21 protein-coding genes are annotated in these 14319 nt (G+C 59.1%); 4 read left to right on the top strand and 17 right to left on the bottom strand.

Annotated features, from left to right (window positions below; all coding sequences use genetic code 11):
• From AC1DWF_RS24205 to AC1DWF_RS24185, 5 genes are all read right to left on the bottom strand, one after another.
• Positions 1-770 (bottom strand): recombinase family protein (locus tag AC1DWF_RS24205; RefSeq protein WP_476842138.1); only part of this gene is annotated, 770 nt, incomplete at its 3' end.
• The gene (locus AC1DWF_RS24200; protein ID WP_476842137.1) at positions 761-1354 is read right to left on the bottom strand and encodes a recombinase family protein; all 594 of its coding nucleotides are present in this window, start codon (positions 1352-1354) and stop codon (positions 761-763) included. The genes AC1DWF_RS24205 and AC1DWF_RS24200, both read right to left, overlap by 10 nt.
• Positions 1351-1749 (bottom strand): HVO_A0114 family putative DNA-binding protein, encoded by a 399-nt coding sequence (locus AC1DWF_RS24195; RefSeq protein WP_476784469.1) that lies wholly within the window; start codon positions 1747-1749, stop codon positions 1351-1353. Before AC1DWF_RS24195 ends, AC1DWF_RS24200 begins: the two co-directional genes overlap by 4 nt.
• Complete coding sequence (locus tag AC1DWF_RS24190; RefSeq protein ID WP_476784470.1) at positions 1746-2099, bottom strand: toxin-antitoxin system TumE family protein; 354 nt, start codon at positions 2097-2099, stop codon at positions 1746-1748. Before AC1DWF_RS24190 ends, AC1DWF_RS24195 begins: the two co-directional genes overlap by 4 nt.
• Positions 2096-2407: a hypothetical protein gene (locus tag AC1DWF_RS24185; RefSeq protein ID WP_476784471.1), complete on the bottom strand. Its 312-nt coding sequence runs from the start codon at positions 2405-2407 to the stop codon at positions 2096-2098. Before AC1DWF_RS24185 ends, AC1DWF_RS24190 begins: the two co-directional genes overlap by 4 nt.
• Before the next feature lie 417 nt (positions 2408-2824).
• Between AC1DWF_RS24185 and AC1DWF_RS24180 the strand changes: the two genes are divergently transcribed.
• From AC1DWF_RS24180 to AC1DWF_RS24170, 3 genes are read left to right on the top strand one after another with little or no spacing between them, the layout of a single operon-like run.
• Positions 2825-3355 carry a MarR family winged helix-turn-helix transcriptional regulator gene (locus AC1DWF_RS24180; protein WP_476784472.1) on the top strand — a complete coding sequence of 177 codons (531 nt, stop codon included), beginning with the start codon at positions 2825-2827 and terminating at the stop codon, positions 3353-3355.
• Complete coding sequence (locus AC1DWF_RS24175; protein ID WP_476784473.1) at positions 3352-4128, top strand: DNA alkylation repair protein; 777 nt, start codon at positions 3352-3354, stop codon at positions 4126-4128. The genes AC1DWF_RS24180 and AC1DWF_RS24175 overlap by 4 nt, the downstream gene beginning before the upstream one ends.
• 20 nt (positions 4129-4148) lie before the next feature.
• The gene (locus tag AC1DWF_RS24170; protein ID WP_476784474.1) at positions 4149-4487 is read left to right on the top strand and encodes a DUF6616 family protein; all 339 of its coding nucleotides are present in this window, start codon (positions 4149-4151) and stop codon (positions 4485-4487) included.
• Between the two features lie 72 nt (positions 4488-4559).
• Here the strand turns inward: AC1DWF_RS24170 and AC1DWF_RS24165 are convergent, their stop codons facing one another.
• The 11 genes from AC1DWF_RS24165 to AC1DWF_RS24115 form a co-directional block, all read right to left on the bottom strand.
• Entirely contained in the window at positions 4560-5351 is a 792-nt protein-coding gene (locus AC1DWF_RS24165; protein WP_476784475.1) for a phytanoyl-CoA dioxygenase family protein, read from the bottom strand.
• Between the two features lie 92 nt (positions 5352-5443).
• Positions 5444-6004 (bottom strand): AAA family ATPase, encoded by a 561-nt coding sequence (locus tag AC1DWF_RS24160; RefSeq protein WP_476784476.1) that lies wholly within the window; start codon positions 6002-6004, stop codon positions 5444-5446.
• A gap of 230 nt (positions 6005-6234) precedes the next feature.
• Positions 6235-6729 (bottom strand): SRPBCC family protein, encoded by a 495-nt coding sequence (locus tag AC1DWF_RS24155; RefSeq protein ID WP_476784477.1) that lies wholly within the window; start codon positions 6727-6729, stop codon positions 6235-6237.
• Positions 6722-7063 carry an ArsR/SmtB family transcription factor gene (locus AC1DWF_RS24150; RefSeq protein ID WP_476784478.1) on the bottom strand — a complete coding sequence of 114 codons (342 nt, stop codon included), beginning with the start codon at positions 7061-7063 and terminating at the stop codon, positions 6722-6724. Before AC1DWF_RS24150 ends, AC1DWF_RS24155 begins: the two co-directional genes overlap by 8 nt.
• 327 nt (positions 7064-7390) lie before the next feature.
• Positions 7391-7987, bottom strand: a complete 597-nt coding sequence (locus AC1DWF_RS24145; protein WP_476784479.1) for a hypothetical protein — start codon at positions 7985-7987, stop codon at positions 7391-7393.
• Between the two features lie 172 nt (positions 7988-8159).
• A complete protein-coding gene (locus AC1DWF_RS24140; protein ID WP_476784480.1) occupies positions 8160-8717 on the bottom strand; it encodes an OmpA family protein in 558 nt (185 codons plus the stop codon).
• 38 nt (positions 8718-8755) lie between these two features.
• Positions 8756-9190 carry a hypothetical protein gene (locus AC1DWF_RS24135; protein ID WP_476788580.1) on the bottom strand — a complete coding sequence of 145 codons (435 nt, stop codon included), beginning with the start codon at positions 9188-9190 and terminating at the stop codon, positions 8756-8758.
• A gap of 253 nt (positions 9191-9443) precedes the next feature.
• Positions 9444-9617, bottom strand: a complete 174-nt coding sequence (locus AC1DWF_RS24130) for a DUF4287 domain-containing protein (RefSeq protein WP_476788581.1) — start codon at positions 9615-9617, stop codon at positions 9444-9446.
• 53 nt (positions 9618-9670) lie between these two features.
• Complete coding sequence (locus tag AC1DWF_RS24125) at positions 9671-10168, bottom strand: nuclear transport factor 2 family protein (protein WP_476786740.1); 498 nt, start codon at positions 10166-10168, stop codon at positions 9671-9673.
• A gap of 490 nt (positions 10169-10658) precedes the next feature.
• On the bottom strand, positions 10659-11156 hold the full coding sequence (locus tag AC1DWF_RS24120; protein ID WP_476788582.1) for a hypothetical protein: 498 nt from the start codon (positions 11154-11156) through the stop codon (positions 10659-10661).
• A complete protein-coding gene (locus AC1DWF_RS24115; protein WP_476788583.1) occupies positions 11153-12070 on the bottom strand; it encodes a LysR family transcriptional regulator in 918 nt (305 codons plus the stop codon). Before AC1DWF_RS24115 ends, AC1DWF_RS24120 begins: the two co-directional genes overlap by 4 nt.
• 132 nt (positions 12071-12202) lie before the next feature.
• Between AC1DWF_RS24115 and AC1DWF_RS24110 the strand changes: the two genes are divergently transcribed.
• Positions 12203-13420, top strand: a complete 1218-nt coding sequence (locus AC1DWF_RS24110) for an FAD-dependent monooxygenase (RefSeq protein WP_476788584.1) — start codon at positions 12203-12205, stop codon at positions 13418-13420.
• Positions 13421-13810: 390 nt separating this feature from the next.
• On the opposite strand, the gene AC1DWF_RS24105 is transcribed toward AC1DWF_RS24110, so the two are convergent.
• Positions 13811-14319 (bottom strand): gamma-glutamylcyclotransferase family protein (locus AC1DWF_RS24105; RefSeq protein WP_476842136.1); only part of this gene is annotated, 509 nt, incomplete at its 5' end.

Here is a 14319-nt window from a genome sequence, read left to right as displayed (position 1 = left end):
GTCGTGGCCTGATCCGGAATCGCCTTGAGGCCAGCCATACGCTCTTTAAGTACCGAATCGTTCAGATCAGCGAGACCCGCTTCGATGGCGTCGTAAAGTCGATTGAGCCGCTGGTCCGTCTCCGTGATTCGCCGGTTGAGTTCGGCGAGATGTTCGCGACGGCGCTCGGTCCGCTCCTCGCGACGGTCGAGGAGACTGGTGAGGACCGTTTCCAGTCGCTTGGGCTGAAGGAGCCTATCTTGGAGATGGTTCGCGACCAGATCGTCCAACTTGTCCATCGGGATCGTGCGGCCGGCACAGCCGGTCTTGCCCTGCCGCGCCTTCGTCGAGCAGGTGTAGTAGCGATAGGTTCCGCCCGCGCTGCCCCTGCCGGTGCGGAGTGTCATCGCGCCGCCGCACTTGGCGCAGAAGCAGATGCCGGTCAGGAGCGTTGGGCCGCTGGTGATACGCGCGGGCGTCACCATGGGATTGCGTGATTTCAGACGGGCCTGCACCGCATCGAAGATTTCGCGGTCAATCAGGGGCGGAACGGCCATGATTGAAACTTCGCTCTCCGGCTTCCTTTCCCGGTTTTTGTGCGAGCGCGTATTGAACCTGTGCTCTCCGATATAAGTCGTGCGGGTCAGGATCGCGTGGATTTGCGCGAGGCCCCAGCGTCCACCGTCGCGGGTGAAGAAGCGGCGTTCGTTGAGATTGCAGGTGATCGCCTTGACGCCGAGCGGGCCGGTGTTGCCGTCGCCTTCGAGGAACAGCCGATAGATCAGCCGCACCGTGTCGGCGTGCAGCGGGTCGATCTCCAGCTTTTTCTGGTCTTCGATCCCCGCTGCTCGGCCGCGACAATGCGATAGCCGATCGGAGCCAGCGCGCCATTCCAGAAGCCTTGCCTGGCATTCTCGTTCATGGCGCGCAGGACGTGCTTGGCGTTTTCCTTGGACTGGTATTCGTCGAACAGCGCCATGATCTGCCGCATCATGACGTGCATGGGATCGTCGCCCATCTCCTGGGTGATGGAGACGAGCTTGACGCCATTTTTCGCCAGCTTGCGGACGTAGAACTCAAGCTCGAAGTGGTCGCGGAAGAACCGGCTGAAGGAATGGACCACGAGGATATCGAATGGTGCGGGCTTGGTCGTTCCCGCCTCGATCATGCGTTGGAATTCAGGCCGGCGATCGTTGGTGGCAGACGCGCCGGCCTCCACGAACGTTTCGACAAGCTGAAAGCCACGCGAGGCACACCATGTTTCACCCTGCCGGCGTTGGTCAGGGATCGACACATCATGTTCGGCCTGCCGCGTCGTGGAAACGCGAAGATAGAGGGCTGCGCGCTGCGCGACATCAGGACTGTGAATATTCATCGTGCGCCTCCCACGGCCTTCTGGGCGCCTTTGGCGGTTGTGAGCGGCAAGACCAGTTCCACACAGTCATGCTCGACCTTTGGGACGAGTTTTAGGCCCTGACCCTTTTCCATGCGGACGAGGCCGTATTGAGCCATTGTCTTGAGGGTCCGGGACAGACTGGATTTGGCTCTCCCGGTCATCTGCGACAGTTCCTCCAAGGAGGCCGGGGTCTTCTCCACGATCGTGCGCAGCAGGTCGCGATTGCCGCTTGAGAGCACTTGAGCAAAGGATTCGGTTGAGGTGAACCAGACCTTCGGATCGTCCGTCGGCGGCTTTTCCTCGCCGCGCGCAATCCGCATGGTGCGGGCCTTCATCTCATCGTAGTCGGCGATCCCGACTTTCAAGGTGGTCATAGTACGCCTCGCTCCTTCAACACCGCATCCACCGCCTGCCAGAAATCGGCCAGCAACGTGGCCGCGTCCTCGTAGGCATAGTGCTTCACGGTCTGGAGGCGGTGGCGATGGTCCATCGGCTCGCCGCGTCTGCCTCGGACTACTGGATGGGCATTATCAAACCCGACCAGCCGTTCGCCCGAAGGCCCGTGAAGCGTGAGCGAGTAATCGAGGCCGTGGGGCTTTTCCGGAGAAACCGGAACACGGGTGACGACGAACTTCACCCAATGACCGCCCTCGGGATCGACAACGAGCACCTGGCCGTCGAGGTCCAGAAGTGTGTCGAGGCTCGGGTCACGATCCTCGCTCATGGCCTATCGTTAACATCTGTTGTTAACGAACGCAAGCCGTCATTTTCGTGCTTGGCGTCGATGGGGCAGAACAACCGGTCGAGAGCGTCGCCGAAATATCGCTCAAATATGTCGATCTCCGTCTCCGTGACCGGCACAAAATCGGGCCAGTCGTCGATAACGGTGAGGGCGGAGTTGTTGGCGCTATCCGGCAAGGTACTGCGGTGCGACTGGCCTCTACAGGGCGCGGGATCGTCGGCGTAGTCGAAAAGATCGTCGGGAAGACTGTGCGGGAGCGACCTCTCCTCACGAGTGCGGCGTGCGCGCATAAAATCCTCCATGGTTTGCCGTGTCGTCACTTGGCGGACCATGGGGGGAGATCGGTGGGACGTAGCGTGCCGCATTCGCATACATACGCTGACGGCACCCTCAGTTATGCGGGCGTCACCGCAATTCGGCTTGTCAGGATTGGGTGGGGGCGCTGCCGTTCGGTATGTCGCAGCGGTCCGAATCCCTCCCGTGCCGCCGCTTGTGGCGCGATATGATTTCGACCCCACCCAACTGAAATGCTAAGTTTCGCGACAAAATCGCCTGTGTTGATTTTTCAGGGGAATTACTGTCGCAAAAGTCGTGTGCACAAGTCAAACTTGTGCGACAGACTTTCGCGACACTTCCCGGCCCGGAATCCGGGCCACTGCGGACGGCGACATTGACTTGTGATTAGGTGACATACTATATGCTGCCGCATGACGCTGCTCGAACGAAAACACCTTGCCTTGCTCGATGAGGCGCAACGCCGTGGACAGCGGGACACGGACAATATGCGGCTCTGTTTCGAGGTCTTGGCGCTGGCCTCGGGCATCGACCGGGCTTGCGCTGTGCGCCTCGCACCGCATCATCTCTCGGAAGGGAAATTCGTTCTGTTGCTCCTGCTGCGCGATCTGCCGAAAGGGCTTGCGCCGCACGAGCTGGCCGAACGGGCCGGCGTCACGCGCGCCACGATTACCGGCCTTCTCGATGGATTGGAGCGGGACGGCTTCCTTGCCCGTCATGGTGACAGGGAAGATCGGCGCAAGGTATCGGTGCGGCTGACGGCTAAAGGGCAGGCCGTGGCGCTCGATCTGTTGAATGAACATAGCCAATGGATTAGCTCCCTGTTCGCGGGATTCGAACAGCACGAGCGCGAGGCCCTTAGCGGCATGCTGCGGCGGGTCTGGCGCAACGTGGCGATTCCGGCAAAGGACAGCGCGGCCGTTGCTGCTGGCAATCCCCGGTGAGTGCTGGCCGGTCGGGAAAACGTGTCACGGATATTGAACCGGCCCGCCTCGCCCTGCTCAATGCTGGCGCTGTCGAGGCCGCCACGCTGACCGAGTGCCTGGCTGTGGACTTCGCCGCCCTTATGCGCGCCGTCTTACCCGAACTCGGGGAGGATGCCGCCACGGCGATGCGGCAAGCATCCGGGGAAGGGATTTCGCGGCGCATGGCATTGGCCGCGCGCCTGATCCATGAGCGGCGCGGCCCCGCCACCTTGGGCGAGCTGCGCGACCATGTATCCGATACGGCCCGCGGTTGGGCCTGTTTCACGATCGGCGCGGCCGACGACATGACGCTTTCCGCCCGGCTCGCCGCGATCCGGCCGTTTGCCGACGATCATCATTTCGGGGTGCGGGAGTGGTCGTGGATGGCCGTTCGCCCGCATATCGCGGCCGATCTCGACAACGCCATTACGCTGCTGGCCGGCTGGACTGCCGAACCGTCCGAGCGGCTGCGGCGCTTCGCCAGCGAAGCAACCCGGCCGCGCGGCGTATGGTGCACCCATCTCGGCCCGCTGCGGCAACAGCCGGAAAAGGCATTGCCGATCCTTGAACCACTCGGGTCCGATCCCGCGCCCTATGTGCAGGATTCCGTTGGCAACTGGCTGAACGACGCCGGCAAGGACCGGCCCGATTGGGTGCGGTCGCTGTGCGCCCGATGGTCGGCCGAGAGCGCCACGCCCGCAACTGCCCGAATCTGCAAGCACGCCCTGCGCTCCATCGACCGTAAGGGCTGACATACGAAAGGACCGCTCACATGGCGCACTATCTGGCCGAACTCTATTCCCCGAAACCCGCATGGCTGGCGCTCGACCAGAACGGCCGCCGCCAGTTTTTCGAGGCCATCGGCTCCGGCATGACGGCGCTGTCGGCCCTTGGGGTGGAAGCGATCGCCTTGGGCGAGACGGACGCCGCGACCCTCCATGCTCCATCGCAGAAATTCTTCGCGATCTGGCGCGCTCCCGACGCGGCGGCGATAGCCGCCCTTGTGTCAGGCATCGCCGCTTCCGGGTGGCATGACTATTTCGACACGATCAACGCGACAGGCCCCGGCGTCGATCTGAACGGCCATCTTGCGCAGCTCGCCGCGCTGTAGCCGATTTTAGGAGTTGCGCGACAAACGCCTTGAGACTCTGGGGCCGCGCGTAGCGGCCCCAGGTTTATGCGATTAGAACGTCAGCCCAAATGCCCGACGGATAGCGACCTGAACCGGAGAGGGAGGCAGGGTCGGATCGAACTCACCTTTTGGCAGGAGCGGCGGTTGCGCCATGAAGCGTGGCCGCTGCCCCCAGTGAGGTTGTGCAGCATGGACCAAGAACGGGTGGCACAGATAGGCCGTGCCTGCTGCACCCTCTGCCAGTCCCACCTCGCAATCTTCTGTCGAAGCGTAACCATTGGCAGAGAGCTGTCGGAGAGTTGCGCCGGCTGTGCCATAGGGCAGCAGCTCCCGCGCAATGATGGCATGTGAGCCTTTCCGTATCTTTGTCGGCGCATCGTCGGGGCCAACATCCGAAAACAAGAACAGCATCAGCAATGCGCGTCCGCTAGTCTTCACGTTGGCCCGCCACTCCATGAAATCCGGATCGTCGGTTCCAAAACTCACATCCACATGCCAACCATCGTCACCGGGGGATTCTGGTGAGGGGAAGCGGATCGGAAAGGTTCCGAGGCCCTTGGGAGCAACCCAGCGCCCCTCCCCAACGAGCTGATCGTAGGCTTTGTGCAGTTGCGGCGTGTTCGCGGCTTCTACGAAGGGGAGCGAGGACTTAGACCCCACCCGAATAACGGGTTGAACCCATTTCTCGGGTTCGTCTGGGGATAGCCCTATATCGGCCCACAACTCGTCCCTGCCTTGCTTCGCAAGATCGGCACTGAAGGCATTTTCGATTTTGACAAAACCGTCGTCAATGAAACTCTGGACCTGATCGGGAGCCAGGTCGATATGCTCGGTTTTAGGCATTACACATACTCCGTTCCGCTACCGCGTCAGCGGAGCTGTTTTGATCTGGCTGTCGCAAAATTCCCGTGTTTTACTCTACTTCGTTCTTCCGCTTACGGCCCTTTGCGGTCATACGGAATTGCTAGGGGAGCCGGATATGCCTCCAGGATGGTGGCGACGACATCTTCTACACTCATATCGGTTGTATCGATCCAGGTGCCAATCCGGGGCGTTTCATTGACAAGAGCGTCAGCGAGAACACGCGGAGGAAATTTCTCCGAGTAGCCGGTTTTGCTGCGCCCTCGATCCCTTTCGACCAAAGCCTCGACAGAGGGCGTCAAAACGACGACGTGGGGCACCAGATCGCCTAGCCGTTCAACGGCCAACAATAGGTGGTTTCCGATGAGAATATCTTCGTAAATGACGGTGAAACCGGATTGGACAAAGCGCCGTACGGCATCCGTTGCAAGTTGGTGCCGGAGGTTCAGTTGCGCCAGCGCCTCCGCGTCAAGGACTGGTCCCATGTTTGCTGTGCCGTTGATCATCATCCGTAGGAAAGCATCGCCCTCGACATATGCTGAACGCTCGAACCGTTTAGCCAATGCCATAGCAACTGTTGACTTTCCTGACGCCATTGCGCCAGTGATGATAAAAACTGGGGATGGCCGGTTCATCGTGTGGCACCTCCTTATATCGTTGCACAACGCCGACCTAATTGATCGGTGTTGGCGCCTTTCGGCCTAGTTGTCGCAGAAATCCTAAAACCGGTTAGAGAGCTGCGAGTTGCGCGACGTGGCCGTCCAGATCGACTCCGGACCCTGCCGCGTTGATTGTCTCGAAATCTCTCTGGAGTTTGTCGGCCGGCATTCGCGGCTCGACTTGCTCTTCGCCGATCCTGCCGCCTTTAGCTATCCTCCCGCGCGTAACGGCGCTCCAATTTGGAGAGTTGGCTGGCAAAGCCTTTTCTTTGCATGGCCGTGGTAGCGGCATCGTGCATCTGGCTCAGCGTGACGATCATGCGCACGCGCCCGTCCCCAAGGGGAAAGAAGGCCACGGCTATCGTGCTGTCGTATGGCGCGACATCGGGAAAGAAATCGATGACCTGGGCGAGCACCAGCCGCTCAACCGGCTTGAACTCGCTGAACGTGCCCCGGCACGGCTGCACAGTGGGCGCGTTCATGGCCTCCATGGCCGCTACCGCCTCGGGCGTATCGGCCACCATGTCATAGTGCAGCGCGCCGCCAACGCGCGCTTCGATCGTGCGAACATCGGCACGGAACTGCTCGGGTCCCCACCAGGACTCGAAGCCATCCTTCGTTGTCCAGAGCGCCCACAACTCCTGAACGTTAGCCTTGAAGGTCCGCTCGACGACGATATGCGCCTCGATCTGATCAGTCATCTTCTACTCCTTTTTCACTACGATTCTGCTGGCGTGTCTTGAGCGCGGCACCAAAGCGATCAAGCCGCGCCTCCCAAAGCTTGCGATACTTGGCGAGCCACTCGTCCAACTCACGGAAGCGGTCGGGCTTCAACGAGTAGAGCCGCCGCTGCCCATCTGCTCGCACGGCAACGAATCCAGCTTCGTTGAGGATGCGGAGGTGACGTGACACACCCGATTGGTGAATGCCGATCTCGGCAACGATGTCGTTGACCTGCCGCTCTCCGCGAGCCAGCGCGTCGATCACGCGGCGTCGGGTCACATCGGCCAAAATCTGAAACGCGTCTCCATGCATGTATGTGCATATACACAGGCCTACACTCGGATGCGGGCCTGACTGTCTGTTCGCCTCGGCGCTTGCAGCGCGAGTAGGAAGGCAGCATGTCGGGCTTAACTCTGGCTGCCGCCCAAAGGGCCAAGCCCGAAGTTGAAAGGCCCTGTCGGCCCGAAGAGCCGTCAAGCGACGCAGAAAATGTCGATATCCGTCGGACGCGACGGGCTGGCGACATTCTACACTGAGGCCACGATGAGTTGTCGCTGTCGATGATCACAGGGTGCGCACGTCTCGTGCGAGACCAAAGAAATGCAGGCATCAATTGGGAAAATCTCAGACGGTTTCGCGTCACACAGGGTGGTCACGGCACCAGTCATCAAATTGCTCAACGGTTTGGATGCTGTGATCCACGACCGCCTCGTACACAAGAACGCTGGGAACGCTATCAATGCTTTTTGGCCTATCTGCCAACACCTGCTTTATCTGGAGGATCACTCTGCGATGTTCATCCGTGATGCGTGGCAACAGGGTCTTGAGATGCGCCACGTCAGGTTGCCTTTCGGGCTGATCGACTAGCCAGATATCAAGCGTCCAGTTTGCGCCGTTCTGAGCTCGGACCGTTAATCCAAGATACAAACCATCTGGATATTTTTCGGGCTCAGCATTCCAGCCGCCACAATCGTTCCGAAAGCGTACCGCCGACACGATTGTTGGCTTCTGAATGAGTCGGGCAGCTACGGCGCTGAAGGCCTCGAGCGTATGGGCATCCAGCTTGGAACAAACAACGGTTATGTCGATGTCCCGCCGCACCATAAGCCCCATTGCTGTACTACCCACTCTGATTGGATGCCCAATGGATCCGAGCAGTTCCTCTAGCTGCAGTTCGCGGACTACATTGTCTGCTTCAGCTTGTAGATATTTCTGTGATTGAAACAGTTCAATCATAACAGTTCCTCGATTTTTGCTCTTCATCTGGTTTAGCGCCGGCATGACATGGCACTTGTCGCGATTGTGCACCCCATGTAACGCAGATCCAACGGCGGTCCTTCCAACCCGACGGGAACGAGCTGGCACATATCCGCAAGGTCGAACCATGGTTCGTAGGTTCCATGCGCTGCTACTTTGGCAAAACGAACTCGACACGCCGGTTCAGTGCGCGCCCATCCGGATTGTCCGCGCCGTTTTCAAGCGCGTTGGGCGCAATCGGGCGACTGGCGCCCAAGGCCTTGACCGCCAGTCGCGTCTTGTCTGCCCCGTGTTTCACGAGCCATTTCGCGACGGCATTTGCCCGCTGAAGGGACAGAGACCGATTATATCGATCTGTACCCTTGGAATCGGTATGGCCCTCGACAATGATCGTGCCGGCAGGGACGGATGCGATGAGACGTGCGATATCGGTGAGCGTCGGTTCCGCTGCCGGCTGGATGTCGGCCCTATCGAAATCGAACAGGACATCACCCGTCATGGACACCCTGACGGTCGTCGCGTCTTGTCGTACGGAAAGACCGCTGTGCCGGGCGGCAAGCCCATCGGCTTTCGCCGACAAATCCGATACGGTGCTGTTCAGATCGGAGGGAAGACCCTTCAGATCCAGAATCGTGGCCTTGAGATCGCGGATGTCACGATTGAAACGCGGCTCCTGCGCAAAGGAACCTCCCGCCGCTGCCATGATCATGACAGCCGCGAGGGCAGAGTAAGTTGCACCGGCCATGGCTATCGGTCGGCAATTTTAATCGCGTCGAGCGTCTCGACACCCGGAATTGTTAGCGACACTTCCGTTACGTCCTTTGGCGGGGCGGGAAATCTGCCGTGCCACGAGCCCGCGATCGGAGAATCCTTTTTGGTCTTGATGACCAGGGAGGGATTCGTCAGAGGCTTATCATTGCTATCTGTGAGCAACAGATATTTTTTGTTGCCGGCGAGAACGTAGAAACTGTTTTCATAGGCGCTCTCGCTGATCGAATCATAGATTCGTTCCAGCTTGTCCGCGGCGAGCGGCTTGAAGCGCAGCTTGATCGTTAGGATGTCGCCCGCGCGGACTGCCTCAACCACTTGGGCCTCGGCGGCTCCGCCATCGGTCAGGCCAGTAGCCAAGGGAGCGGAGGAGGTGACTTCCGTCTGGGCTTGGGCGAATGTGGTATTTGCCAACCCAGCGGTTGCCAGGAAAGCACCAAGAGCACAGGCGGTTGCGGCGTTTCTAGTCAGACTCACGTTATCAATCCTCTTTCTCAAAAATCGCAGGTAGCGCATAACAAATCAAAAAAGCCAACCCAATGGCCTGCTTGTGTGGGGCAATGTGCCGATTGTCCGACGTAGGTCACGCGCTTGCCAGCAAGCTTGAGGCACATGCTGCCTAATTCTACCTCTGGCATCGCCGCCGCCGCTATCCGCTCAGGTGTCGTTAGGCTGAATCCTGGGCCCGATGATGAGCAACCAGAGCATTGGCGTGTCCATGACCCATCTTGTGCTCTGACTTGAGCGTGGAAACCATCTCCGAGTGCTGCCTTCCCTTCATTTCATCCAGCACCTTCAGCCAATGACTGACCGGCTTGGTCCGTTTCAGCGAGACCACCACCGGATGGCAGTCTCAGTCGTTCGCGTTTATGGATTCGCGACCTAGCTCTTGGATTATGCAAGGCCGCCAACACATTCATTTCTCCGGACGGTATATGCGTTCGCACTGTCGCTTGTTGAGACAGAGTGTTTCAGAGCAGACTGAATTTCCGTTGTATCGAAATAGAACGGTGTTCCCTCAATCAACAGCCCGTCCTCAAACCTCAATATTTCTGCAAATGGCTGTGCTATTGAAACTCCAGTTGCTCGGGATGTCATTTTCAATGTGCATGAGACGTACAGCTTGGATGGAGAGCCGGAACACTTCAGATCTTCCACAGCCATATTGCTGAATACTCCGTTCATTTGTTGCATCAGTCCGGCGATGCCGTCCAAGCCTTTCCAGTCGCCTGAGTATGGGAGTGATGTCGGCTCGTGCACGACGACATCTGGATGGAACGCGTCCGCCAATATCCTGATGTCCTTTGCCTCCGATGCCATAAAGGACATTTCCGCCTGGAACATTCTTTCAAGAATTTGCATCGACGAAAGTGCTTCTTCTCGGTTGATCATCGTATTTTCCTCGCTTCCACGGTAATGACGAGGTGCATGAATAGTGCCATGAAGAGAGCGCGGCCACCCGTTTCTTGCTTTCAAATCCGAACAGCTAGGGTGAAGAGAGGCGGTGTGGGTCTGTCTATAGACAACTACTGCGAACGTCGGATCGCCACCAATCCTCGCCATTGACGTGGCGGCAAAAGTCAGGATATTTGCGACAAGGGAATGTCGCAGTAGGGGTGGGTAGCGGTCTGGCGGCTTTGTCGGCGTGGGTCTGAGAAGCAGACATTGGTCCGTTGGCGAATCGGGGACCGATTGTAGACATTTGAGGCCTCCAGAGCGGCGTTGCTGACGCTCCCAGCGGCAGAGCCACCGGCTCGCCAGCGAACAAGATGTGAGCCTAGATCCCGCTCAGCTCCCGACGCACGGCCGAGTACTCTTCCAAAAACGGCAGGACTTTCTCCGTCTTCCACAGCGTAGCCTTGCCCTTGCCGAGGACGACCATCTATCCGGTATTGGCGTCGGCGGAGAAGTGACCGTGGGCAAACGCATTGCGCTCGTCTGCGAGCTTCTTGAGGCGGGCGTGCGGGACCCTCGGGGCAGTCGGAACGCTGACGAGCAGCAACTCCAGCGCTTCGACGCGAGCCATGAACTGCTTGTTGATGGCCTTGCCCTGTAGGTCGTCTCGTTTCGCTTGCGACAGGGTGCAGAAGATCATGTCGCTGACGAAAATCTTGATCCTATTGAAGGCCAGGAGCGCGTCCGCGAGCTCCTCCTTGTAGATGGCCTCCTGGCTCTCGAAGTAGCTCAGCTGGCGCAGGAAGTTCGTCGTCGGGTCGTCGTTTTCGTGGCTCATTGCTTTGTCATCAGCACCAGGATCAAGACCACTAGAAGCCCGATGATCCACCCCGCCGAAGTCCTTATCGATCCGAGCAGCTTTTCCAATTGCGGGTCGGGCGCCGTGGCGGCTGTCGTTGATGTGAACGGGGGGGCCGACGTTCAAATTGAACCGCTCCCCCCTTCTTTCAACCGCACCTGTATGAATTCCAGCAACGCACGAACCCGCGCAGTCACGGAATGCCGGTGACTGTACGCACCAAGCAATTGCAGTGGCGCAGGACAAAGATCCAACGGCACTTCTTGCAACCGGCCTGAGGCAAGATCTTCCTGACATGGGGAGGCGGCGAGTATTGCGAAGCCGATGCCCTGCCGCGCGCCAGCCATGGCCAGTTCCCCGCTATTGACACGATAGTTGCTACGCACAGGCACCTTCACGATTTCGCCCGCAGTGTCGAGAAACTGCCAGGGATGGCCCTTCAATGCGCTCACGGTGGTGATGCAAGGCAAGGATCTAAGTTCCCGCACTTGGCGCGGTATCCCGGTTTTGGCCAGCAGAGCAGGCGCCGCGACCACAATGCTCGGCAACGTAGCGAGTTCGCGGGTGATAAAAGCACTGTCCTCCTGGCGCCCACGATGGAAGACGATGGAGAGGTCCACGTCTTCCCGGAGCACCTCCAAGCCGGTCAGGCGCGTGTCGCATTCCAGTTCAACACCGGGATGAAGGCTGCAGAATTCGGCCAGGATAGGGGCTAGCAGCCTGGGCGCTTCGTTTGGCATGCACATCCTTAGAGGGCCCCGCAGTTCGCGCTGCACCACGCTGAGCTCTTCCTCCGTGGCAAGTAAGGAATCGAGCAGTGGTTTTGCGCGTTCGTAGAGCAGCCTGCCAGCTTCCGTCATGCGAAGGTGGCGAGTGCTACGCTCCAGCAACCGGACGCCCAACTTCCGTTCCAGTGTGGCGATGTGCCGGCTGACGTTAGACGATGGCAGGCCAAGCAAGCGCGCAGCGCCGGAAAAGCTTTGCTCATCAACGACGGCTGCGTAGACACGAACGGCATTCAGATCGAGGGCGCTACGCATCTTTTATCCCACTTGAGATACAAACATCACTCATTTTTGCATGCTAATTCTCAAAAGCGGCAGAGTTTAGGGTGGAGCTCCTTGAAGGCCAGAGACGGCGTGTCTGGGCCAGTCGAACAGGAGTGCTTCGGCATGGAAATCGGAATACTTGGCGGTGGGATTGCAGGTTTGAGCGTGGCGCTTGCCTTGCATAAGCAAGGGCACACCCCCCGCGTATATGAACGTCGGGCCGGGCCGGCGACCATGGGAGCCGGCGTGACGCTCTGGCCCAACGCTGGCTTTGTGCTGCAAGAATTGGGGCTGTTGGAGGACATCGCGGCAGCGGGCGGCCGGCCCGTGTCAGTGTTCCGCAAAGACGCAGCTGGCGATTCTTTGGGTGGCCTAGACATCAAGCTACTGGACCAAATCATGGGATATCCCACCCATACAATCTTGCGGCGAGACCTGCAGGCCGTACTGCTGGAACACTCAGCACGGGCTGGTATCCAGGTGGAATTTGGGTATCGAGCGGTAGCGATCGACCTGGATGCTAGCGGTAGGGCCGTGGCGTGGTTCGAGAACGGCCAGAGTATCCGTCCGGATCTCCTGATTGGCGCCGATGGCCGCATGGACTCGGTGGCCCGCAGGTTCGTCGCAGGTGACAACACACCCATTTATCAGGGTTTTGTGAATTGGATCGGTGTTGCACAAGGTAACGGTCCGTTGGTGAACAATATCGAGATTCAGGACTATTGGGGTTCTGGCGACCGTTTCGGCTGCGTCGCCGTGCGGAAAGATTTGGTGTACTGGGCAGCGGCTCAAGCGCGACCACTATCTGAGGCGACACCCGCAGCGGATATGCACAAAGAACTTCTGGATTTGTTTGGAAGCTGGCCCGAACCTGTTGCCAGCATCATCAAGGCCACGCCGGCGCACACCATTCAGCTGATTGCCGTGCACGATTTGGAGCCGATTCACACTTGGGTTCGGGCTAATGTACTACTCGTCGGGGACGCAGCGCATGCGCCGTTGCCAACGTCGGGTCAAGGCGCCTGCCAGGCTCTGGAAGACGCATGGCATCTAGCGCGGTGCCTGGACGTGACAGACCGTGGCATTGAAGAAGCCCTACTGCTTTTCGCGGAGGTTCGCGGACCCAAAACTACAAAGCTGGCTGAGCAGGGCCGCATGTTCGCGCGCGGCCTCTTCGCCCAAGACCCGGAAACGTGCCGTATTCGCAATGAGCGCGCCAAGGCATCCGATCCATTGCGTGATGCGCAGGCCATGGCAGCAGGATGGTCGCAGGGTTTGCCGATGGCCGACTGCACTGCCAGGTTGCCGGTTGGCGGCGCTAGCAGTCTCTATCGCCTCTAAAAAACTGAGTCAGTCCAGGCATCTTATGGCATCTCCGTCCGCCATAAGATGCCTTACTCTGCGCGCGGACTCCACGGAGGCTCAACTGACCAGAGCCGATAGAGGGCTCGCGGGCGGTCCGGACTTCGTGATGGATGTGCTGCGCGTTGGCACGGCCAAGGCGGCGCAACAATCGAACCAACCAAAGAAACCGCGATGGAAGGACTGGGGCCGTTTAGACTCCGATGATGATGCAGGATCAGCGGCAGCTTTCGGGAGCTGTGCGCTGAGCCCCGAACGTCGTAGATGAGGTCGATTGCCGAATGGCAGCTATCCGCTAAGCGACTTGAAACCTGACGGTCAGCAATGGGCCCCGCTCCTCGCCCCAGAAACGCAAACCGTGTCCGCAGACTACTCCGACACCGCAGTCTCACGGCCGGGGCTTCCGAGCGTGGTCCGCTGCTTGTAGTCCCTGCTCTTGTTCGGATCTTCGATCGCCTCAACCGACTGAATGTACTCAGTAATATACTCCGACGGCAGACCGTGTTCCCTGCCACCTGCAAGCACAAAATCCTTATACCAACCATAGGGTTTGAGGCTGTCGTCAATATAGTCAAGAGTGGCGAAGTAGGTAAGGACCTTTTGCCTGCGACCTTTTTCATTAATGACCGTGACCGTCGCGTGCTCGTAGCCGCTGCCAACGCCTTCGGCCTTGTCCAGTTTGGTACGCTCGGCAGGATCGAAGCTGAATAGGACTCCGATCACACTCCTATCGCCTTCACTGGAAAATGCGTTGCACTTCCCGGACTTATCCGTGCTGCGCTTATGAAAACGGAGCGCATGACCCGGCAAGGTAGCGATGCCGAGTGGCTTGCAGCTCGGCATGCGCTCGCGCAGCCGGGCGGTCGACATGTTGGACC

This window comes from Aminobacter sp. P4_D5, assembly GCF_056401815.1.
Note: the sequence above shows the minus strand (reverse complement) of the source record. Positions and strands in the feature narration are given on the sequence as shown.

Bases quoted from the DNA above. Each gene is read 5' to 3' on its own strand.
- AC1DWF_RS24200 (WP_476842137.1), bottom strand. From the start codon at position 1,354: ATGAATATTCACAGTCCTGATGTCGCGCAGCGCGCAGCCCTCTATCTT.
- AC1DWF_RS24195 (WP_476784469.1), bottom strand. From the start codon at position 1,749: ATGACCACCTTGAAAGTCGGGATCGCCGACTACGATGAGATGAAGGCC.
- AC1DWF_RS24190 (WP_476784470.1), bottom strand. From the start codon at position 2,099: ATGAGCGAGGATCGTGACCCGAGCCTCGACACACTTCTGGACCTCGAC.
- AC1DWF_RS24185 (WP_476784471.1), bottom strand. From the start codon at position 2,407: ATGCGCGCACGCCGCACTCGTGAGGAGAGGTCGCTCCCGCACAGTCTT.
- AC1DWF_RS24180 (WP_476784472.1), top strand. From the start codon at position 2,825: ATGACGCTGCTCGAACGAAAACACCTTGCCTTGCTCGATGAGGCGCAA.
- AC1DWF_RS24170 (WP_476784474.1), top strand. From the start codon at position 4,149: ATGGCGCACTATCTGGCCGAACTCTATTCCCCGAAACCCGCATGGCTG.
- AC1DWF_RS24165 (WP_476784475.1), bottom strand. From the start codon at position 5,351: ATGCCTAAAACCGAGCATATCGACCTGGCTCCCGATCAGGTCCAGAGT.
- AC1DWF_RS24160 (WP_476784476.1), bottom strand. From the start codon at position 6,004: ATGAACCGGCCATCCCCAGTTTTTATCATCACTGGCGCAATGGCGTCA.
- AC1DWF_RS24155 (WP_476784477.1), bottom strand. From the start codon at position 6,729: ATGACTGATCAGATCGAGGCGCATATCGTCGTCGAGCGGACCTTCAAG.
- AC1DWF_RS24150 (WP_476784478.1), bottom strand. From the start codon at position 7,063: ATGCATGGAGACGCGTTTCAGATTTTGGCCGATGTGACCCGACGCCGC.
- AC1DWF_RS24145 (WP_476784479.1), bottom strand. From the start codon at position 7,987: ATGATTGAACTGTTTCAATCACAGAAATATCTACAAGCTGAAGCAGAC.
- AC1DWF_RS24140 (WP_476784480.1), bottom strand. From the start codon at position 8,717: ATGATCATGGCAGCGGCGGGAGGTTCCTTTGCGCAGGAGCCGCGTTTC.
- AC1DWF_RS24125 (WP_476786740.1), bottom strand. From the start codon at position 10,168: ATGATCAACCGAGAAGAAGCACTTTCGTCGATGCAAATTCTTGAAAGA.
- AC1DWF_RS24115 (WP_476788583.1), bottom strand. From the start codon at position 12,070: ATGCGTAGCGCCCTCGATCTGAATGCCGTTCGTGTCTACGCAGCCGTC.
- AC1DWF_RS24110 (WP_476788584.1), top strand. From the start codon at position 12,203: ATGGAAATCGGAATACTTGGCGGTGGGATTGCAGGTTTGAGCGTGGCG.